This window comes from Pelagicoccus sp. SDUM812003 (assembly GCF_031127815.1).
GTDB lineage: Bacteria > Verrucomicrobiota > Verrucomicrobiia > Opitutales > Opitutaceae > Pelagicoccus.
Window position 1 is genome coordinate 139,656 of the sequence record NZ_JARXHY010000011.1, and the last position, 20,965, is coordinate 160,620.

General features: G+C 58.1%; 18 protein-coding genes. 10 read left to right on the forward strand and 8 right to left on the reverse strand.

Translation table 11 applies throughout. From position 1 onward, the window contains the following. Positions 1 to 16: 16 nt before the first annotated feature. Positions 17 to 805 (forward strand): outer membrane lipoprotein-sorting protein, encoded by a 789-nt coding sequence (locus QEH54_RS15440; RefSeq protein ID WP_309019604.1) that lies wholly within the window; start codon positions 17 to 19, stop codon positions 803 to 805. Between the two features lie 24 nt (positions 806 to 829). Then, on the forward strand, positions 830 to 2,224 hold the full coding sequence (locus QEH54_RS15445) for a hypothetical protein (RefSeq protein ID WP_309019605.1): 1,395 nt from the start codon (positions 830 to 832) through the stop codon (positions 2,222 to 2,224). A 17-nt stretch (positions 2,225 to 2,241) separates the two neighbouring features. Here QEH54_RS15445 and QEH54_RS15450 read toward each other — a convergent pair whose 3' ends face one another. From QEH54_RS15450 to QEH54_RS15460, 3 genes are all read right to left on the reverse strand, one after another. Further along, the gene (locus QEH54_RS15450; RefSeq protein WP_309019606.1) at positions 2,242 to 2,943 is read right to left on the reverse strand and encodes a thioredoxin domain-containing protein; all 702 of its coding nucleotides are present in this window, start codon (positions 2,941 to 2,943) and stop codon (positions 2,242 to 2,244) included. 238 nt (positions 2,944 to 3,181) lie between these two features. Further along, positions 3,182 to 4,135: a hypothetical protein gene (locus QEH54_RS15455; protein ID WP_309019607.1), complete on the reverse strand. Its 954-nt coding sequence runs from the start codon at positions 4,133 to 4,135 to the stop codon at positions 3,182 to 3,184. 268 nt (positions 4,136 to 4,403) lie between these two features. Next, positions 4,404 to 6,200 carry a DEAD/DEAH box helicase gene (locus QEH54_RS15460; RefSeq protein WP_309019608.1) on the reverse strand — a complete coding sequence of 599 codons (1,797 nt, stop codon included), beginning with the start codon at positions 6,198 to 6,200 and terminating at the stop codon, positions 4,404 to 4,406. A 335-nt stretch (positions 6,201 to 6,535) separates the two neighbouring features. Here QEH54_RS15460 and QEH54_RS15465 point away from each other — a divergent pair, with 335 nt between their 5' ends. Genes QEH54_RS15465 through QEH54_RS15480 form a run of 4 tightly spaced genes read left to right on the forward strand, consistent with a single transcriptional unit; the run spans position 6,536 to position 8,493 of the window. Then, positions 6,536 to 7,264 (forward strand): hypothetical protein, encoded by a 729-nt coding sequence (locus QEH54_RS15465; RefSeq protein WP_309019609.1) that lies wholly within the window; start codon positions 6,536 to 6,538, stop codon positions 7,262 to 7,264. Between the two features lie 31 nt (positions 7,265 to 7,295). Further along, complete coding sequence (locus QEH54_RS15470) at positions 7,296 to 7,985, forward strand: hypothetical protein (protein WP_309019610.1); 690 nt, start codon at positions 7,296 to 7,298, stop codon at positions 7,983 to 7,985. 26 nt (positions 7,986 to 8,011) lie between these two features. Then, positions 8,012 to 8,254, forward strand: a complete 243-nt coding sequence (locus QEH54_RS15475; protein WP_309019611.1) for an RNA-binding S4 domain-containing protein — start codon at positions 8,012 to 8,014, stop codon at positions 8,252 to 8,254. Continuing rightward, positions 8,251 to 8,493 (forward strand): zinc ribbon domain-containing protein, encoded by a 243-nt coding sequence (locus QEH54_RS15480; protein WP_309019612.1) that lies wholly within the window; start codon positions 8,251 to 8,253, stop codon positions 8,491 to 8,493. Before QEH54_RS15475 ends, QEH54_RS15480 begins: the two co-directional genes overlap by 4 nt. A gap of 41 nt (positions 8,494 to 8,534) precedes the next feature. On the opposite strand, the gene QEH54_RS15485 is transcribed toward QEH54_RS15480, so the two are convergent. Next, positions 8,535 to 12,029, reverse strand: coding sequence for a PKD domain-containing protein (locus tag QEH54_RS15485; protein WP_309019613.1), 3,495 nt, complete (start codon positions 12,027 to 12,029; stop codon positions 8,535 to 8,537). A 187-nt stretch (positions 12,030 to 12,216) separates the two neighbouring features. Here QEH54_RS15485 and QEH54_RS15490 point away from each other — a divergent pair, with 187 nt between their 5' ends. Then, positions 12,217 to 13,419: an MFS transporter gene (locus QEH54_RS15490; protein WP_309019614.1), complete on the forward strand. Its 1,203-nt coding sequence runs from the start codon at positions 12,217 to 12,219 to the stop codon at positions 13,417 to 13,419. A gap of 67 nt (positions 13,420 to 13,486) precedes the next feature. Here QEH54_RS15490 and QEH54_RS15495 read toward each other — a convergent pair whose 3' ends face one another. After that, positions 13,487 to 13,828 (reverse strand): energy transducer TonB, encoded by a 342-nt coding sequence (locus tag QEH54_RS15495; RefSeq protein WP_309019615.1) that lies wholly within the window; start codon positions 13,826 to 13,828, stop codon positions 13,487 to 13,489. Positions 13,829 to 14,421: 593 nt separating this feature from the next. Here QEH54_RS15495 and QEH54_RS15500 point away from each other — a divergent pair. Beyond that, a complete protein-coding gene (locus tag QEH54_RS15500; RefSeq protein ID WP_309019616.1) occupies positions 14,422 to 15,264 on the forward strand; it encodes a PRC-barrel domain-containing protein in 843 nt (280 codons plus the stop codon). An 18-nt stretch (positions 15,265 to 15,282) separates the two neighbouring features. Here the strand turns inward: QEH54_RS15500 and QEH54_RS15505 are convergent, their stop codons facing one another. After that, positions 15,283 to 16,110: a mechanosensitive ion channel family protein gene (locus tag QEH54_RS15505; protein ID WP_309019617.1), complete on the reverse strand. Its 828-nt coding sequence runs from the start codon at positions 16,108 to 16,110 to the stop codon at positions 15,283 to 15,285. 258 nt (positions 16,111 to 16,368) lie between these two features. Between QEH54_RS15505 and QEH54_RS15510 the strand changes: the two genes are divergently transcribed. Beyond that, on the forward strand, positions 16,369 to 17,448 hold the full coding sequence (locus QEH54_RS15510) for a VanZ family protein (RefSeq protein WP_309019618.1): 1,080 nt from the start codon (positions 16,369 to 16,371) through the stop codon (positions 17,446 to 17,448). Here QEH54_RS15510 and QEH54_RS15515 read toward each other — a convergent pair. Then, positions 17,437 to 18,057 carry a GDYXXLXY domain-containing protein gene (locus QEH54_RS15515; protein WP_309019619.1) on the reverse strand — a complete coding sequence of 207 codons (621 nt, stop codon included), beginning with the start codon at positions 18,055 to 18,057 and terminating at the stop codon, positions 17,437 to 17,439. The two genes, QEH54_RS15510 and QEH54_RS15515, sit on opposite strands and share 12 nt — an antisense overlap. Then, a complete protein-coding gene (locus QEH54_RS15520; protein WP_309019620.1) occupies positions 18,054 to 19,349 on the reverse strand; it encodes a DUF2157 domain-containing protein in 1,296 nt (431 codons plus the stop codon). Before QEH54_RS15520 ends, QEH54_RS15515 begins: the two co-directional genes overlap by 4 nt. A gap of 77 nt (positions 19,350 to 19,426) precedes the next feature. Here QEH54_RS15520 and glpK point away from each other — a divergent pair, with 77 nt between their 5' ends. Beyond that, entirely contained in the window at positions 19,427 to 20,920 is a 1,494-nt protein-coding gene (gene glpK, locus QEH54_RS15525) for a glycerol kinase GlpK (protein WP_309019621.1), read from the forward strand. Positions 20,921 to 20,965 lie beyond the last annotated feature (45 nt).

Consider the following 20,965-nt stretch of genomic DNA (forward strand, 5'->3'; position numbering starts at 1 on the left):
AAACAAGGAAATCCACATGAACTACCAAAAACAGATTCTTTCAGCAATCGCGGTCGTCTTCGCGCTCGCCTCTTCGCAGGCGATGGACGTGTCGGAAATCGTATCCAAAGCGAGTCAATCCGCGTATTACCAAGGCGAGGATGGAAAGGCGAAGTTGAGCATGACCATCACCGACGCTCAAGGACGTGAGCGGCAGCGAGAGCTGACGATTCTCCGTCGTAATGATGATACGGGAAACGGGGACCAGAAGTTCTACGTGTATTTCGAGCGTCCATCCGACGTGAAGGGAACCACCTTTCTGGTTTGGAAACAGGCTCAAGGCCCGGACGAGCGCTGGCTCTACCTGCCGGCTTTGGATTTGGTGAAGCGCATTGCCGCTTCCGACGAACGAACCAGTTTCGTAGGCTCGCACTACTTCTACGAAGACGTGTCCGGCCGATCACCGGTAGAGGATAATCACGAGCTCGTGGAGGAAACAGATGACTACTATGTAGTGAAAAGCGTTCCCAAAGACCCGAACTCGGTGGAATTCGCGTCCTACACATCATGGATACACAAAGGCACTTTTCTGGCGGTGAAGATCGAATACGCGGACAAGTCAGGTTCGGTCTATCGGACTTATGAGGCCTTGGACGTGCAGCAGATCGAAGGCTATTACACGGTGATGAAGGGTCGCATGACGGATCAGCGTATTGGAGGATTCACTACGCTGGAAGCGAAAGCGATCGACTACGACCTCGGCTTGGAGGACAGTTTGTTCCAGGAACGCAGTCTGCGCACACCCCCTCGTCGCGAATTGCGCTAGCTAAAGTGGGGATAGGATTTCGATATGAGTGAGACTGCGAAACAGATTGCTGCGGGAAAGTGGTTTCTCGTTCTCGGAACTCTGCTGGTCGCGAGCGGCAGCGTTTCCGCTGCGCCGCCTCCATTGCCGAGCGGTCTCGGAGGCGATGCGCCTCCTGCCTTGCCGTCAGGTTTGGGTGGGGAGGCCGCCTCCACCGCGGAAGTCGAGGAAAGCGACGACGAGGCGAATAAACTTCTTCCTTTCGAATTGCATGGTTTCGCGGAGCTTCGCGTTGGGGGGCGATTGCAGAACGCTCCCGGTTTTTCTGATTCGAGCCTTCGAGAGGCCAGACTGCAGCTTCAGATGGAAGAGTACCTGGGGGCTTCTTCCACTTTCAAGGCCGTGATGGATTTCGTGTATGACGATTTGGATCCGGATCGCGGCTTTGACTGGGAGGATGGAAGTGGTTGGCTAGATCCGCGAGAGCTGTGGCTAAGCACGAAGCCCGTTGACGCCGTCGACTTGAAGCTCGGTCGGCAAGTGGCGACCTGGGGAGTGGGGGATCTGCTCTTTATCAACGATCTCTTTCCCAAGGACTGGAACTCCTTTTTTCTCGGACGAGATCTGGAGTATTTGAAAGCGCCGCAGGATTCGCTCCGCGCCTCGTACTTTTCCGACTGGGTGAATCTCGATCTGGTCTACTCGCCTCGCTTTGAGCCGGACCGCTTCATCGATGGCCAGCGCCTCTCGTTTTGGAGCGAAGCGTCAGGCTCGCTCACGGAGCAAGCGGTACCGATGGACCCAGTGTATCCGGGAGGAACCTTCGACTCGGACGAGCTGCATCTCAGGCTTTCGCGCATCCTGGGTCGATTCGAGCTCGCCGCCTACGGCTACTGGGGCTATTGGAAGAGTCCTGCTGGAGTGGATACGGCCACGGGTAGAGCTCTTTTTCCGGAGCTGGAAGTATTTGGAGCTTCCGCTCGTGGGCCGATCGGCAGTGGTTTGCTGAGCGCGGAAATCGGGGCCTATGAAAGCGTCGATGATCCAGCGGGAGAGGATCCGTTCACGCGAAACAGCGAGTTGCGATTGCTGCTGGGATACGAGCGGGAATTGGGAAACGAGCTAACTGGCAGTGCGCAATACTATGTCGAACGCACGCGGGACTACGCCGCTGCGGATTCGGTCGCGGATCGCGATCGAGACCTCGTGACCCTTCGGCTTCGCAAGCAGCTTTGGCAGCAGACGCTCACGTTGAACGCTTTCGTCTTCTATAGTCCGTCACAAGAAGACCACTACACGCGCCTGTCCGCTAGCTGGAAGGCGAGCGACGAATGGCGTTGGGACGTGGGGGCGAATCTCTTCGGCGGCGAAGACTGGAGTTTCTTCGGTCAATTTGGACGAAACGAAAACCTGTACCTCGCTGCGCGCCGTTCCTTTTAAGGAGCGACAAACGCCCGCTATTCGATGGCGTCCAAAAAGGCTTGCAGCGGAGTGGCGCCAGTTTTTCTCCAGATCTCTTGGCCCTTATTCAGTATTACGAAAGTGGGTACAGGCGTTACTTCGTATTGGTCCATCAAGGCTTCGTTCGCGTCCGCGTCGATTTCCAGCACTTTGATTTGATCGGCGTGTTTCTCCTCAAGCTCTTGGATCACCGGTTTCATGCGGCGGCAGGGCGAGCACCATTTCGAATTGAAGTTGAGTAGAACGTAGGGGTTCGCTGCGATGGCAGTCTCGAACTCCTCTTGCGAAATGGGTTGAGGAGCATCCGAAGCGGCGACAGTGTCCGGCACTTCTATCGGCAACTTGGCGCGTTGCCAAGCGGTGATGCCGCCGTTTAGGTTGACGATATTGGCAAAGCCCATGCTGTTGAGCTGTTGGGCGGCTTGTGAGCTCCGAGCTCCAGATCTGCAGTAGAGAAGGATCGTTTTATCCTTCTGCAATCGCGATGCTTTGGCTGCGAAGTTCGGGTCGTAGAAATCGATTTCGCTAGCGTTGGGGACCTTCCCTTGAGCGATTTCCTGCGGGGTGCGCACATCCACCACGATAGCGTTTTCGTCCTGGGCCAACTCCGAGAAGCGTGGGGCGTCGACATTCTCGACTGCCGAATGGGCAGCGGTGGGGAGAAGGGCAGATAGGAATAATGATAAGCGGCGGAACATAAGCTGGCGGGCTGGAGCTGGTTTAGTTTGATTCGCGAAACCGACGTTTGGGGGCGATCGGGGCTGCTTTCGGAGACTTCGAAGTCACGGAAACGCGTTTAAGCCCGGTTTCAAAATGGAAATTGCATCGAAAAATTGCGATTCCGAATTTCCGGTAGAGGGATACGAGCAAGAAAAAGAGCGGAAAGGAGCCCTGGAGCCACGATTCGCTCAAGGCCGAGACGCCGCTTAGGTCGGGCTATTTTCGATTCTTAAACATGTTCGCCGCCATCTTAAGCTGGTTGAGCTGCAGTTCGCTCATTGCGGTCAAGCTTTCGACCAGGGCGGCGAGCTGCTCTTCTGTCAGTATGCCGCTGGCTTCCTGTTCAATCAACCGGTTGACGGCTTTTAGATCGTCGGCGTATCGGTCTATGTTTTCATCGCTGAAACGCTCCGGTCCCATGTCGTAGTTTTGCTGGTCGGCTAGGTCGCTTTGAAAATCATAGTTCGCTCGCTGGTCCGCCATGATTTCGATCAAGGCGCGCTCCGCTTCGCGGCTGAGGGAAGCTTCGCGCTGAGCAAGGCTCGCCTTCATGCTGGAGAGGGACATGCGCTCCTGCATGGTGCGTTCGTAAAACTCCCATTCGGCGAGGTCTTCGTCGTCGTTTAGGAAGTAGCCGATCTCCTCGCCGATGGTTTCGTCGTACTCCTGCATTTCCTCGGACAACAGGCGTCGCTCCTCGTCGGATACCCCGCCCATCATTTTCATGCTGGTTTCCACGCGAAACATTTGGCGTGCCATCAGTATATCCATAAAATGACTACGTTCCTCCGGAGTGAGGTCCAAGCTATTGAGGTAGTCCTTGTAGAGGACTTCGAGCGTGGCCCGCTGGCTTGCTTGCATGACTTCGTTCATTTGCGGATTCTCCATCATTTTGGAGATATCGCGCATCATGCGGGCGTTGCTGGAGTTGTCGTCCTCCTCTGTCTCGGAAACGGATTGCGCGACAGGGGCGGGCGCGTTCGCGGAACTCGCTTGGGGAGTGGCAGGAGCCGCTTGGGCGTTCGTCTTATTTGCATCGCTCTGCTCGCTGGGAGCTTCGGCCAGAGCGGCGATTTCGGCTTCGAGGGACGCGATGGTTTGGCGTTGCTTGAGGAGCAGGGCGCCCAGAACGATGGCGATGAGGGAGAGAAGGAAGCAGAGGGATTTCATGAGAGGCGCTTGAGTTGGAGTGGATTGATTGTGGGTTCTCTCGTAGAAGAACAGTCGAGTCGCTGGATTATTCAAGGCTTTCCCCTTTTCTGCTACTTTCTTTGCCATGAGAGGGTTGCGATACGGATTTATAAGCGGGATGGATTGATTGTATTAATAACGGCATGACGCGCCGGAGATATTGATCGATTCCGGATATGAAAAACGCTCGATCCGGCGGGCGGAATCGAGCGTTTGAAAGGGGGTTGGTTAGTCGACCTAGGGTCGTTTATCGAGCGAAGCGCGGGCGTTTTTTGATGTCCGGCTTGACGCGGCTCATGCGCATTTGCTGCCCGGCGACCCAAGACTTCTTGAGGATCTGGAGCACTTCGCGCGGCATGCCTTTCGGCAGGTCCACGAGGCTGTGATCGTCGTAGATGTCGATGCGACCGATGTAGCGCGCTTCGAGTCCCGCTTCGTTGGCGATGGCTCCCACGATATTGCCCGGCTTGACCTGATGGTTGTGGCCCACCTCGATGCGATAGCGATCGGCGTCGTCGGCGATCGGCTCGGGCTCGCGCGACCGTTCGCGGCGCGGTTCGTCGGAAAAGTCGTTGCGGGTTTCGCGACGTTCGGGGCGCGCTGGGCGATTTGAGGAAAACCCATCGCGGCTGTCATTGCGTCGATCCGAGCGCGAGTCGCGATCCCGACGCTCGGGCCGTTCGCGGTCGGAGCGCCCAGCGGGAGCGGCTGGAGGCAGGCTGACCGAGCGGCCGGACTGCATCTTCAACAGAATGGCAGCGAGGGTCTCGATATCGATTTCGAGGGCTTCCGCCGCGGCGAGAACGGATTCGCGTTCACGCTCGAACTTGCCCTCGGCCAGCGTTTCGGCGATGCGGGACTGAAGTTTCCTTTGTTTCGCTTCGGCCAGCGCGGCGCGAGTCGGAGGCGGCATGGGCTCCATCTTGTGACGCGTAACGTTCTCGATCTCGCGCAACTTGCGGAAGTCGCGGCGGGTGATGAGCAGAATGGCGTCGCCACTGCGCCCGGCCCGACCCGCCCGGCCAATGCGGTGGATGTAAGGCTCCACGTCTTCCGGTATGTCGAAATTGAATACATGCGAGATTCGATCGACGTCCAGGCCGCGAGCCGCCACGTCGGTGGCGACGAGGACATTGATTTCGCCGGACTTGAGCATGGATACCGAGCGTTCGCGGCGGCCTTGGGAAATGTCGCCATGGATGGCCTCAGCGGCGATGCCGTTTGCGATGAGCTCTTCGGCTACCATGCTGGCAGCGCTTTTGGTGCGAGTGAAGACGATCGCCGCGTCGAGCTCCTCTGTTTCCAGCAGGTTTTGCAGGACCTCCAGCTTCTGGCGCATGCCAGCGCATTGCACGAAGCGCTGGCGAACAGTGTCGACCGTGGCGGTGGCAGCCTTGATCTTGATGGTGACCGGATCGCGAAGCTGTTTTTCCGCGATGGTCTTGATGCGCGGCGGCATGGTGGCCGAGAAGAGAGCGGTCTGACGCTCGGCTGGCGTGTGCTCGAGGATCCATTCCACGTCGTCGATGAAGCCCATGCGCAGCATTTCGTCAGCTTCATCGAGGATGAAGTGGCTGATGCGGGAAAGGTCCAAGGTGCCGCGGCGCATGTGGTCCATGACGCGGCCAGGCGTGCCGACCACGATGGCTGGCTTGCGATCGAGCGCTTTGAACTGCTTGATGAAATCGGTGCCGCCGTAGATGGCTGCGACGGAAAGGCGACGGATCTTGTTTCCGTATTTCGAAATCGCTTCGGAGACCTGCAGGGCAAGTTCGCGGGTCGGTGCGAGGATGAGGGCTTGTGGGCCTTCCTTTTCCGGATCGAGAGTCGAGAGGAGCGGCAGGGCGAAGGCAGCGGTCTTGCCGGTGCCGGTCTGCGCCTGACCGATCATGTCGCGGCCGGAAAGCATCACTGGGATGGCTTTTGCTTGGATCGGAGAGGGTGTCTCGTATCCGATTTCTTCGAGTGCGGCGTGCACCGGCTCGCTGAGAGATAGGTCCGCAAAGCGGACAGATTGATTCTGTTCGGTATCTTGTTCAGACATGGTCTGCATATTCTGGCTTTGGTGCTCGTTTCCCACTTCGCGCCTTGCGAGGTGCCCGAAACGAGCGGTTCTAAGCCGGCAGCCTTCAATTGTCCCAACAAGTAGCCCCAGCTCGCGTAAAAAGTAGCGACGGGTGACAGGTTTCCGTCAGAGAGCAAGTAAAATAGTAGATGAGGACGGCGCCAGCGCCCAAATCCGACTCCGTTTTTCCGCCAATCTGCCGCTCAAGGCTGCGACGTTGTAGGCTTGCGCCGCAGGGCGGTTTGGGAGGGGCGTTCTAACGGGAAAGCGGAAAGGTTGTTGACCGGCGGACCGGAGAAGAGCGATGTGGGGAAATGCATTTGGATTATCAGGAATTGGACTATCGACCGACCCCGATGGGGGATTTGCTGCTCCGCCGACGTCGCATGCCTCAGTTCGGGGACACGGACATCTACGAGGTGAAGCTCGGCGAGTATTTTCTGATGTCTAGCATGTTCCACGAGGCGGAGTGGCAGCTGAGCAAGCTCGGACTTGGAGCGGTGGAAGGCGAGGGGCTTGACGTGGTGGTCGGCGGACTCGGTCTAGGCTACACCGCGGTGTCGGCTTTGGAGGACTCGAGGATTGCCTCCCTGGTGGTGGTGGAATATCTGGATGCGGTGATCGATTGGCACGAGCGAGAATTGGTGCCGCTGGGTGAAACGATGAACGCCGACCCGCGTTGCCGCTACGCCCACGCGGATTTCTTCGCTCTCTGCGCGGATGTCCGCAAGAGCCTCGATCCGCTGCAGCCCGATAAACGACACGACGCGATCCTGCTGGATATCGATCACACGCCCACCAACGTGCTGCGCCAGACCAATACGCGATTTTACACCGAGGAAGGTTTGGCGGAAGCGGGGCAGCATTTGAAAGAAAATGGCGTGTTCGCCCTGTGGTCGGATGGCGAGCCGGAGGACTACTTCACCGATCGGCTGGGAAACGTGTTTGGCGAAGCGAAGTCGCATCGGGTGGATTTCGCGAATCCGTTGACTGGGGGAAGCTCCTGCGGGACGGTTTACGTAGCTCGAAAGCTTCGCTCCTAAGCGGAGGGAGCGGTGTATTTGGAGATTGAATATGAAGGAGTTGACGAGAATGTGCGCTCGCGGAGTTCGGGCGAATCTGATTCCTGGGGTGGCCCTGCAAGCGATCGGTTTGGTGGTGGTGGGCGCCTATTACTTCGTGCCGGCGACTTCGGGCTTTTTCGAATTCGTGCGCGATGTGAAGCTGGAGTACGGCTATTGGTACTCGGCGGTTACAACGGCGGTATTCGGAGGGCTGATACCGTTTTTATACATTTACGCCACAGGGCGAGTGAAGAAGGGCTCAGCGCTCGCCATCGGAGCGTTTTTCGTATTCGCCTGGATGGAAAAGGGAATCGAAGTGGACTTTCTCTATCGCTTTCAGGCGGTGCTCTTCGGCGATGCGGCAAACGCGGCCACCGTAGCGAAGAAGGTGGCATTCGACCAGTTTGTCTACTGTCCGCTTTGGTCGGCCCCGGTGACGGCTATTCTATATCGCTGGAAGGACTGCGATTTTTCCTGGGCTCGCTTCAAGCGCTCCTTCGATCGCGAGTTGTTCACCTTGCACATTCCCAGCGTGCTCGTTTCCACTTGGATGGTGTGGATCCCCGGAACGGCCTTCGTCTACAGTATGCCCTCGGATCTGCAGCTGCCCTTGTTCACGCTGGTGCTTTGCTTTTTCGTGCTACTGGTCAGCGCCTTGGAAAAGGACGAGCCGCAGATCGAAGTCGGCAGAAACGCGTGATCAATGAATTTCCAACAATCTATACCATGAGCGAAAAACCAATTTCCGAGAAACGCAGCCTTACGCTCCGCGGAGAATTCGTGGAGCTAAACAAGCTGTTGAAATACGAAAACCTGGTGGCCAGCGGAGGCGAGGCCAAGGTAGCGATCAAATCCGGCGCGGTTTTGGTGAATGGGGAGGTGGAGTCGCGGGTTCGTCGCAAGCTCGTTCCAGGAGATAAGGTTTCATTGGGCAACACGGTGGTCGAGGTGGTGTCTTCTCAATCATGAGTTTCGAACCACCAGGCTATTGCCCGAACTGCGGCGAGTACGTGGAGAAGGGTGCCTCTTCCTGCGAGGAATGCGGCAGCTGTCCGGAAACCGGATGGAACGACGAGGGCTATCTCGATGGTGTGGAACTGCCGGGCGACGAGACGGAAAAGCCGGACGCTCGCGAAAGCAGCGCGGGCAAGTTCATCCTTATCGTCTGCTTGCTCGCCTTGCTTGTTTACGTATTCGTTCTACGGTGACAGGTCGCGTGGGTAAACGGGGTTCCCTCAAGACGAGCTCTCTACTGGCTGGCCCGGATGCGGATGAAAAAGCGATCGTAGTCGGCCCTGAGAGCGGTGGTCGTGAGCTCGAGCAGGTCTTCGCGGTCGATGGTGGCGATCGAGCCCAGTGTTTGCCAGTTTGAGAGGTCCGTCGAGTATTCCAGACTTAGCGTGACATCGGTCTTCGCCAGGCGGTAGATGTTGACGACGAACGCTCCCGATTCGTTGACCGAGATCTCAGGGGGCGCGGGCACGGAGCCGGAGTCGGTCGGGTCGCTGCCGAGAGCGTATTCCATGAAGTTTGGCGCCCAGTCGTCGTCAGGATTCGAATACGCGTACTGACTGTTGGAATCGGTCGTGAATCCTGCGATCCAGTTTTGATACTCGCTGTCGCTATAGGTTTCGAAGGTATCCGATTGGTGGATAACGCCGCCATCCGCGAGGGATATAAACGTATTCTGGAAGAAGATGCGATCGTTGTAGCTTATGCCTCCGGGCGGGGCGATGGATTCGAACCAGATGCGACCATCGAGCGAGACGAAGTTTTGCGACGCTTGTTCCTCATCGAAACCGTGGGCGTAGAAGAATCCGTTTCCGAAGGCGAAAGTCGTGGCCTCCAGTTCGCCTCGTTGGCCGAGCGAGTACCAGTTTTCTCCCCGGTCGAAGGAGTGTACGATGCCCAGCTTGAAGCCGCTGGCAACAAGGAGGCCGTCGAGGAGATCGAGTTCGCGAATCCCGTGCCAGTCTTCGATGCCGCTATTGGGCGCCAAGTCGGTGAAGGCCGCGAGGTCTTCGGTTTCCTTCAGGACCAGACGGCCCTCTTGCAAGTCGAGATTCACTTCGTAGGCGGCGTAGATGAAGGCGCCGTCCACAAACTCGATGCTCGGTGAGGAGCTCGCGTTCCAGCCTGTTTCGCTGAGATCGACGGAAGACCATTGAGCGAGGTCGGAGCTGTAGTAGATCTTGGAGTCGCTGCCCGCCACTGCTACGGTGGAGTCGTCCGGGCGCATCGCTAGCGCTGTGAATCCCCAGTCTCCCACGGCGCTATCGGTCACCAGAACCTTTTGCCACGAGATGGCGTCGCTGGATGCGAGCACGATGCCGACGCGCGACGAAATGCCGAAATCGTAGTCGCTGCCTGCCGCAAGGAACTGCTCCCCAGTCCAAATGATCTCTTCGATGCGCACGTTCTGGTTTCCGAATCCCAGCGAACTGGACGACCAGATCTGACCGGTGCTGGAGCGGAGAAACTCTCCTCCGACGGCCGCGACCACGGCGAGGCTTCCGTTTGAAGCGCCAGCGGTGAGGTCGGCGCTGGTGGTGGAATCGCGCAGGTTGATTTCCGTGATCGGGTCGCCGACCGTGATCTCCTGCTGGGCGCTGAAGGTGCCGCCTTTCATATCGCTCACCGTCAAGGTGAGCTGGAAAACGCCGCCCGTGGCGTAGGTATGATCGACGCTGTCGGAGTTGGTTTCCACGGTGCCGTCTCCAAAGTCCCAATGGAAGGCCAGATCGTCGCCATCGGGATCGGAGCCGTTGAAGCTGAAGCTAGCGGCGGTGCGCGCCTCCGCGGAGCTAGGGGCGGAAAGCGAGCCGGTCGGATTGAGGTTGTTGGAGAAATCGCCTTGGTTGATCGCCACTTCGATGTAGCTGCCGATCGAATCGGCGCCGGCGGCGACGGGCGTGATATGCAAGTTGGAGGCGGGATCCGAATAGGTCCTGCCGAGAGCGATGGCCGAATCCAGTTTGCCCAGATCGGAATTGGGAGTGGTGTCGACCAGCCAAGACTGGTTGTAGACCGCGCCGCTGCCTGCTCGCTCCCAAATGAGGTAGGCTCCGCGATCGAGGTAGGAGATGCCTGGATACTTTTTTCGATAGCCGAGCCAGTAGTGATCTCCGCTGGCCTGTTTCTCGAGGCGCAGTCCTTGTATCCCTTCGGCTGATACGTCATCGAACTGATAGATGCGATGGACGCCGTTTGGCGTGGCGGTGGTGACATCCAGCCATTGGTCCGGTTCGATCCAGCCCAGCGACTCCTTTGCCGCCATATGGAAATGACCCGCTTCCAATGGACCGGAACCCATGGTATCGAAAATGTCGCCGTACCCTTCATCCACGCCGTTGGGATCGATCGGGTTCTCGGAGCCGCTCGGCGTATCCAGATCTCCAATCTTTTCAAACGCCCAGTAGTTCGCGTGGAGCAAACCGTAGTTGTGTCCGAGCTCATGGAGAATGGTTTCCGCTCCGCAGCGTCCTTGCAGCCATTGTTCCGGCCCGCCGACAGAGGCCTTGCCCGCCCAGCCGGAAAACAGGATAGGAAAGCTCACGGCGACAAAGTCGTATTGAGAGAATGGATTCGGATTTCCGTCGCCCATGTAGGCTGCTACGGCGTCGTCGAGAATGCCGGTTTCGTTCGGGTAGTTGGATGTTTGCGACAGACGGTAGGAGCTTGGCGTGACCACCACGGAAACGCTGGTCTTGTTGTAGGAGTAGTCGGCCAAGGCGGGAGCGACGGAATGAGTGACCAATTGGACGAGTTCCTCCTCCGAGTAGGGGGTCCCGATCCGATCCGGAAAGTCGGCTCTAATGATCAGGTAGTCGAGCGTATCCGTGGTAGCTGCGAGGGATTGTAGATTCTGCTCGTCGGTGAACGCCTGCAAAGGAAAGGCGGTACCGGATTGCTTCGCCTCGATCAAGTCGAGGAACGCGGCGCTGCCAACCTGATCTCCCGGGCGCTGATCGAGGTCGAAGAGGGCCGCTTCCAGCTCCTGCAGTGAGGCTTCGTGCGCGAAATGAAATCGGAAGCCGCCGGAAATCGCGACGAGGGGAGCTCCAGAGATGGCCTCTCCCGTCAAGAAATCCGTCTGCGGGCTATGGTTGGCGAGAGGCAGATGGTTTTCCGCCCAAGCGAGATCGGATGTGGAGACTTGCTGGAAAACCGTGGTCCGCGCCACGGCGAGTCCATCCAGAGAGATGCCCTGAACCGGGATGTCCTTTTTGCTGTAGCCGACGCGCTCGGTGCCTTCGACCGAAAGCTGGTATCGCGAACCGTCCGCGAAACGCAGGCTGGCCTGCAGGTCGTTCGCGTGATCGTGGTCCAAGCCGCAGATGGCGATGACGTCGATGTCCGCGCGCTCGGAAAACGGGCGCTCCACGCGACTTTTCAGTTCGTCGGGCAAGGCGTGGTAGGCGCCATGGGACAGGGCTAGGTCCAAGGCGGCTTGAGGATCGTTTTCGATGAGGAAACGCATGGCCTCGCGGCGGCGCTCCGCCAGTCCGAAGGCTTTTTCCCAAAGATCTCGATCCTTGGCCTCCTCGAGCTGCGCGACGCGCCCTTCGGTGGCCCAATCCGCGAATGCGAGGGCCTCCGTCTGAGCGCGATGGAGGGGGTGGAGCGATCCGCTTCGCTCGGCGAAATCGGAATGGGGCGAGCCTCGGTCCTTGAGCAGCAGCAGGGCGAGGCCGAAGACGAAGAAACCGAAAAGGGCGAAAAGCGTGACGCGACGTTTGAGCATGAGAGGGAAGGGGACAGGCGAGTTTGACGGTACGGCGAAGCAGGCGCCCGAAGGCGTTGGTTTGATAAACGGCGCTCAGCGCCTTGGACTGAGCGGTTTCGCCTGATTTGCGCAACTGTTTGGCGTCCGTGAAAGAGGCGGAAAAGAATTAGCTTTTGCGCTAGGCGGCATGGCCTAGGGTGCTTGCATGGAGCCTAATCAGGAGAATGCGAAGCGGACCTATTTCTGGGATCGGGCGAGGGCAGGCTTCGCAGGGATCGCGGAGACGGGCTACGGCGGATTTGCGTTGATCATCGCTATACAGGTTTACCAGGCGCCCGACACGGTGAAGGGGCTGATCGCCGCGGCGGGTCCTCTGGGGCTCTTGGTGAACCCTTTGACCTTAAGCCTGTTTTCGCGGATTGGCCAGCCTTCGGCGCGAATCGCAGCCTGGATCGGGTTCTTGTCGGGCTTGCTAATGCTGGTCGCGGCGTTCTCCAGCAGTTTGTGGGGCTTTCTCGTTCCGGTGTGCCTCGCATTCGCTCTGGCTTCTCAGGCGATGCCCATGCTGGTGCATGTGTGGACGGAAAACTATCCTTCGAACAGGCGGGGAGCCTACCTGGCCGGCAGCATGATGTTTTCCATCGGGGCGACCTTGATCTTCAGCTTGGCGGGCGGGCGACTGCTCGACATCGACCTACGCTGGTATCGGGCGATCCTTCTGGTCCTTTCGTTCGCCTATTTTGGCACGGCCTGGGTCATGTCGCGCATACCGTCGACGCCGGTTAACAGCCAGGCTTCGCAGAATCCGTTGAGAAACCTCTGGTACGCCATCGAGGACTGGAAGTTCGGCATCATGCTGCTTGGCTGGATGTTTCTCGGTTTCGGAAATCTCATGGTGCTGCCGCTGCGCTTCGAATACCTGCTGCAGCCTCAATACGGAATCGAAGCCAGCAAGACGATGGTGACGCTGATGACCTTCGTGATCCCGGCGCTGTTTCGTCTGGCGACCTCCAAGTTCTGGGGAGCCCTGTTCGATCGCATCGACTTCATGCTGCTGCGCATGCTGCTCAACGGCATGATCATGGTTTCCATCATTTTGTTCCTGACCACGAAATCGCTTTGGGTGATCGGGATTTCAGCCGCCATACTGGGAACCGCCATGGCTGGAGCGAACATTTCCTGGAGCTTGTGGGTGACGAAATTCGCGGCCCCTCAACGCACTGCGGCCTACATGAGCGTGCATACCTTTCTGACCGGCATACGCGGCATTCTAGCCCCCTTTCTCGGGTTTTATCTGATCTCGGGCATTGGGGCCAGGGGTACGGCTTGGACAGGGTCGATCCTGGTCCTCATCTCGATCCTCATGGTGGCCTGCCTCTACGCGTCGCAAACAAAACGCCACGCTTAGGAACGCGAAAAAGCGCCTCTCGCTGGGAGAGACGCTTTCTTGAAAGTGTGAAGGTTCGAGAGGCGGCTTAGCCCTTGAACTTGAACGGCACGTTGATCTTGCAGGAGATCGCTTCGCCGCCCTTCTTGGCAGGTGTGAAGATCCACTGCTTGACAGCCGCGATGGTTGGACCGTCGAGATTTCCGTCGGTCGACTTGGCGATGGACGCGTCCGTGACGAAGCCCTTTTCGTCGATCACGATGGTCGCCATGACCATGCCTGTGAGGCCGTTGGGGTTGTCTGGCGCGACGCTCTTCTTTACGGCGGGCTGCTCGTCCCAGTCATTGGCTTGAGCTGCGGGAGCGGCTGCGAATGCGAATGCGGCGATCGCGATTAGAACGGTGGTGAATGCTCGGTTTACTGTCTTCATATTTCGAGTAGTAAGCGAAATAGTCGATGTGAATCGGGGTTGATTGATAAAGGTGATGGATGGAATTTGTCTGAGTTCTCCTCTGTCTTCGTCACCTTTGCCAGAAACCGAAGCGTTATTAATCTGTTTCATAGATTTTACAAACCGCTGACATTATTGTGATTCGTCGCGAATCCTTGCATCAACTAAATGTAAAACCCAAGGCGGGCGGGGCTTATCGAGACTGAGCGCTCGCCGTCATGGCCCCAGAGGAGAAGGCCTCAAGTCGCATAAGGCGCTTGGGGGCGAACTGCTGGGATAGACGTAGTGAGAACCGCTCAGCGCTACGGGGCGCGGCTTGCGGTTTTAGATGGAAACCCTAGGTCGAGCGGATCGCGGCGATTCGAACGCTCGGTCAAGGGGGTCGCGGAGGGGACGCGCCGATCGCCGAGGGGAGCCAAACGGGGCTGCGATTGACGCTTTGGAAAGGCGATTTCGATCAAGGAATAAAGGATGGTCGGGCTTGCTGAGAACGGTGTTCAGGCGTATCTTTGAGCAGCAGCGTCGCGAAGCTGGCGTTCGCTATCGTCGGAGAGGAAAGGAGGAGAATTGCAATGCTACGTAGTTTGAAGGATGTCATTGGGTACCCGCTCATGGCCACGGACGGAAAGGCGGGAAAGGTGAAGGACGTTTTATTTGGGGATCGCCATTGGCGAGTGCGCTATCTCGATGTGGATACGCGTTCGGGCTTCCATTTGAAGCTGAGGCGAATCTGGGATGACGAGGCGGATTCCGGCGGGACAAGCCGGGTTCTGGTCCCGTCGGAGCGCTTGGGCGAGCCGACCATGGGGCTGGATAGAAGGCAGTTTCCAGTCAACATGAGCAGCGAGGAGATCTCGTGCTGCCCGCATCATGAGGAGCTGCAGCCTGTCGAGGAGAAATACCAGTCGGAGTTTCGTCGCTTCTTTCGCAGGAACCTCTATCAGGAGCAGCCGTTCGCCACGCCCTTTACGGCCATGGGGAGCTATTTGCCGATGGGCTTCGAGTACGAGCCGACGGAAATCGAGTACCTCGAGCACCAGAAGCGTATGAAGGAGATCGCGGGAGAGCACCTGCACTCTGCGAAAGCGATATTTGGCTATCAGGTGCAGGGACAGGATGAGGAGGCGCTCGGCACGGTGAGCGACCTGATCATGGAAGTGGATCGATGGGTGGTCGCATACGCGGTGGTCACGCTCATGCACAGTTTTCCGCATCGCAAGTACCTGGTGAAGCTCTCGGAAGTGAGGGACCTCGATTGGGCCAGCTCCAGCATGAAGCTGGATTTGACGAAGGACCAGGTGATGGAAGGTCGTCGCTACTGGGCTTATGACTCCGTCAATTGCGATGAGGACGGCCATGAATACGACTATTTCGGCCGCCCCCGTCTGGGCGTGTTGATGGAGGAAACCTACTGAGCGAGGCGCTCTCCGCCGTCACTTCTCATCTTTGACCAGGCGCACGTCCCGTTGCGGGAATGGAATGGTGATGCCCACCTGTTTCAGAGATTTGAATACGGCGAGGTTCACCGCGTACTGGATGACGAAGTAGTTGCTGGTGGGTATCCAGTATCGATACGCGATCTCGATGGAGGAGTCGCCAAAGGCTTGGATCCCGACCTGAGGGGCTCGTTCGGTGGACACTTCGGCAATGCCCTCCACCGCAGTTCGCACCGCAGCGATGGCGCGTTCGGGATCGCAGGCGTAGTCCACGCCGACCACGCCTTCCACCACCATGAGCTGAAACGAATTGGTCAGGATCTCGCCCAGAACGCTGCGGTTGGGAATGGTGATTTCCTGACCGTCTTCGGTCAGGAGCTGAGTGTTTCCGAGATTGATCGTCTGCACGATGCCTGTCAGCCCGTGCAGCGTCAGGGTGTCCTTCACCTTGAACGGACGGGTGATGATCAGCACGATGCCCGCCCCGTAGTTGGATAGCGGACCTTGAACGGCAAGGCTCAGGCCGAAGGCGGAGGCGCCGAGCAAGGCGATGAATGGGGTGATCTCGATGCCAATCTTGTTGATGGCGAGAATCAGGAAGATCCCGATGATGATCAGGCGAATGGCGCTGGCGAAAAAGCGGGTGAGCGTGATGTCTAGGTTGCGCTTGGAACAGGTGCGGTCGACGAATTTGGATACGAGGCGTGCCGCGAGGAAGCCGAAGAAAACGATCGCTGCTGCGGCGATGATCTGTGGACTGTTGACCTTCAGGTATTCGACAAGGGTTTCGGAAAAGGTCTTCAGTTGCTCGATTTCTTGATCCATCGCTGCTAGATCCTGAGTTTCGTGGGCCCTCTGACAAGCGCGAAACCTTGCCTAGATGCAGTATTGCGCTGGCGCGTCGGAAGGGTTTGGCTCACTGATCATGAGCCCTCTCGACGCGCGATCAGATCTATCCGAAACCGTATCCTGCGATGCGGCGCCCGTGGACTGCTTGGCTCGCCCTTCCTCCAAGCTCCATCGCTTGCCAAACGGCTGCGACAGACCGCCGCAGCTTGCGGATCGCCAGCATTTCGTTCTCTGATGAGCCTGCAGCCGAGTTTTCGACGAGGAGTGTTTCTAGCGTTGCTGACCGCTACGTTGTGCTTTGGCTGGTGGCCTTTCAACTTCGTCGACAGCAACGATGTCTCGGTCGCTCCGGAAGGCGGCGCGGCGCGGTTCAACGCTGAATACGAGCGAGGCAGCGAGAGTTCGCGCGGCTTGCTGATGAGTAAGGGAATTCTGGATACTCGGGGCTGGAACGAGTTGAGCGTTCTGGTGGAACTCAAGGGCAGACCGAGAGGTGGGGGGCTAGGCGTCTTTCTGGAGCTGATCGAGGAGGAAGCGAAGGGAGAGCTCCCTCCCTTGCTACTTGCCCAATGGCAGGAGCATTTGGCGCTGCGAAGTCGGAGGCTAGGCGGCGCTGATGGAAACGAGTATTCCGAAATCGGATACAAAGGGTGTTTTTCCAGTGGAGAGTTTTTTCAGATCGCGCTTTCTTCCACCCCGGAACGTACCGGTGTGTATATCGATGGGGAACTGGTCGAAATGCGCCGGGATTTCGTCCTGGTGGACCCTATGAACGCCTTTGTTGGCCGCGTCGTCATTGGAAACAGCGCCGATGGCACGCGCCCCTTCACTGGGGAAATTCGTAGAGTAGCGTTCTTCGACGAAGCCTTGCGTTCCATCGGCGGTCGCATCGCGCAGGGCGTTCCGGAGCTTTCTTTCGACTTTTCGAATCTCGAACCAGGCGAACTCCAAAGCGGCTTGGAGGTTCAAGGGCTGCAGTCGGGCGCTCGGCTTTCCGTGGCCAAGCGCCGTTTTCTCAATCCCATCCAGACGGATAGATGGGAGCGACATGGCTACCGGCGCGATATCGTAGTCAACAGCCTAGGCTTCATTCCGATCGGGCTTTGTTTCGCTGCCATGGGGCGTCGTCGGATCAAGTCTTGGATCGGCGTCTTGGTGTTCGTAGGCTTTTGCTCGTTTGCCTTGAGCTTTGCCATCGAGTGGGCTCAGGGCTATCTGGTGCATCGAGATTCGAGCCAGCTCGATGTGTTGCTGAATACAGTGAGCGGCATGTTGGCGGTTCTTGTGCCCCGTCGCCTTGTTTTATTCCTTTGAAGAGCGATGCAAGGGAATTGGCGTGGGGCGAGCCAGACGCGTTTCAACGGTTTCCCCGCCTAGGTAGTAGCCTTCGATTGCCGCCTCGCCATCCAGAATACGGATACGCAGATAGTTTTCGAGCATTCGTCGGGCGTTTGCGTCCTCGTCTTGCTGAGGACTCAGTTCCTCCCTCGCGATTTCCTCCACCCGCTTCGCGTCGCTCTCGTTGAGATAGTAGCGATCGAAGGGAAGCGAAAACGCCCATAGGCCATCCAACCAAGAGTGAACGTTTTCGACGCGCAGGTAGAGTCCATCGGACGGAGGCGAAGCGGACAGGAAACCCGCGTCGGCGAAACCGTTGTCGTCGATTTGCAAGGAAAGGTAGGCGGCTCCTCGCGCTTCCAGGGGCGGGTCCTCCTCAGAGGCGGGAGCGCGATTCAAATCGAAGTTGAGCCAGATGTAGCGTCCTCGAAACGGGTCGTAGGGATCGACGGGGCGCAGCGAGAACTTGACGCTGACGCCGCGCTGCAGGATTTGGGTCTGTTTCCAGATTGTCGATACAGGGAAACCGAAGCATAGCGCGGCTCCTAGGGCGAGAAATAGCCAGGAAAGTCGGTTGGGCCTCATGCTTGGGCCTCCTTGCTACGTTTGATGAAATGAATATTCGTCGCCAGAAAGAGGATACCGATCACGATAAAGCCGATTCCTCTGGCGAGCATTCCCATGTCACCGTCGAAGAACCTCAATATCGCCAAGGTGATGACGATAAGCAATCCGTGGTTTAGCCGTGCGATGCTCGTGTTTCGGTACCCATCGAAGATGGCGAGGACTCCAAGGGACCCCATGTACGGGGTGAGGAAGAGGGCCGCATGGGAGAAGGAGACGAGCTCCGCGGCGGCGAGGGTCAGTCCGAGCGCTACGATAAGAGGGATGCTGGCCCACGGAAGATAATACCAATCCTTTTCGCGAATCTGTTTTATCAATACGAAAAGATAGGCGCCGCAGGCGAGGGCCACAATGATCCAGGTCAGAGAGCTGGAGGCCTCTCGATAGGTCGTGAGCTCCCAGGCGTCTTCGAAGGAGAGAATGAACCCACAGGCCGTCAGCGCCAGCTTGCTTAGCACGGCGGTCGGGTTGAGGGCGTCGCTTCGCTTTTCGTCGCTCGAACCAATCAGGTAGAAGAGGGCTAATCCGAGAGTGAGCCAGAGAAACGCGGTGGAAAAAGGGAACGCTCGGGTGGCTGCCATGGTGAAGGTCCAGCAAGTGGATACGGCGAAAAAGAGCAGAGAGGACTTGGAGAGCAGATGGCGTCTTTCCTGTGTCAGGTAGACGAGCAGAGCGCCTTGGGCCACCGCGAAATAGATCGGGAGCAAGTCGAATTGGTCGTAGCGAATGCTCGTAGCCCAGCAAAGCGAAAGGAAGCAGAGCAGGCAGTAGAGGGCGCGCGAGTGAAAGGCCCAGAGCAGTGGGAGGCAGCTAAGTTGCCAGAAAAAGTAGAACTGGCTGAGATTGCTTTGGACCTGCAGCGTTTGTCCCACCAACCCGATGCACGCGGCGCTGCAGAGACAGGTCGATACGCCTAATGATTCTCGCCAGGCTACGGAGTCGGGTCGCCGGCGCAGGGCGTAGATGGCGAGGGCGAAGCAAATCGAGAGAGGCGTGAAGGCCAGGCCCAGTTTCACCGTTTTGGCGATATGGTCCCAGTTGTAGGCGAAGATCAGGATGATGCCGAGCCCGATCAGGAGACTGCCGACGGTCGCCAGCGATCGAATCAAAAGGGTGGACTGGGCGTTTCGTTCCGGATCCTCAAGCGGGTAGGATGCCCGCAGCCGCTCGGCGGTGGCAGGATCGATGATACCTGCTCTCTGCCATTTGGGGATTTCCTTGTGAAGCCAAAGAGTTGGATCGGATCGAGACATGGTTCGCGAATCGGTCAGCTGCTAAAAAGAGCGTTTCACGCTTTTCAGGTCTGTGGGTTTTAGCATAGGAGTTGGGAGTGAGCCTTATATTGTCGATCGATCAGGGAACTACAAGTTCGCGAGCAATCCTTTTTGATTCCAAGGCCCGGATCGTGGCTTCGGATCAATACGAGTTCGAGCAGATATTTCCCAGAGCCGGTTGGGTCGAACACGACGCGGAAGCCATTTGGCAATGCCAGTGGCGGGCCATTCAAGGCGCGCTGGACAAGGCGGCCGTGGATTGGACCGACGTGCGAGCGATCGGCATAACGAACCAGCGCGAGACGGTGGTGGCTTGGCACGCCCGGACGGGAAAGCCGATCGGAAACGCCATCGTCTGGCAGGATCGCCGCACGGCGGAGTACTGCCAGTCGCTTCGCAGATCGGGTAGGGAAGAATGGATACAGAAACGAACGGGACTGCTTCTCGATCCCTATTTTTCCGCGTCCAAGATGCGTTGGATCTTGCGAAACCGAGAGGAGGCTCGAGAGCTGGCCGCCCAGGGACAGCTCCGATTTGGCACCATCGATTCCTGGTTGGTCTGGAAGTTGAGCGCGGGTCGCTCCCACATCACCGACGTCTCCAACGCTAGCCGTACCCAGTTGATGGATATGGAGAAGTGCGATTGGGACGAGACTCTGCTGGAACTCTTCGAGGTGCCCAGCTCAACCTTGCCCACCATTGTGGATTCCAGTGGCGAACTGGCTCGGACCGATGCGGGGTTGACGAATCGGGAGATACCCATCTCTGGCATCGCGGGCGATCAGCAAGCGGCCCTTTTCGGGCAATTGTGCTTCCAGCCCGGCATGGTCAAGAGCACCTATGGGACGGGTTGCTTCATATTGATGAATGTGGGCGAGTCGCCTGCTCGCTCGGAGAACCGGCTGCTGAGCACGGTGGCTTGGAGAGTGAATGGAAAAACTGAATACGCGCTAGAAGGCAGCGTATTCGTGGGCGGCGCGGCGGTGCAATGGCTGCGCGACCAGCTGAAGGTCATTTCCTCCGCCTCCGAGGTGGAGGATCTGGCTCGGCAGGTCGAGGATTCGGAGGGAGTGGTGGTGGTGCCAGCGTTTACCGGCTTAGGCGCCCCGTATTGGGACCCGTTTGCTCGCGGCTCCATCATGGGGCTGACTCGAGGCAGCAGCGTGGCCCATATCGCTCGGGCGACGCTGGACGGCATCGCCAATCAAGTCACCGACGTGATTCTCGCCATGGCTGAGGACAGCGGCCGCGAACTGCGGGAACTGAGGGCGGACGGCGGAGCGTCAGCCAATGGCCTGTTGATGCAAATACAGGCCGATGTGACGAATGTGGAAGTGAATTGTCCTAAGATTTTGGAGACGACCGCTATGGGCGCGGCATTTCTCGCTGGATTGGCGGTCGGATTCTGGCCGGACCGTTCAGCCCTTGAGAGTCTGGTGGAGCCGGATCGTGTGTATCATCCGCGCATGGATGCCCCGGCTCGCAGCGAACGCATGCGGCTTTGGCGGCAGGCGGTGGAGCGCTGCTGCGAGTGGGAAGCGAAGGAGTGAGCGGTGGAGTCGGTCAGCTCCTGCCGAGGGCGAAGCTTGGGGTTG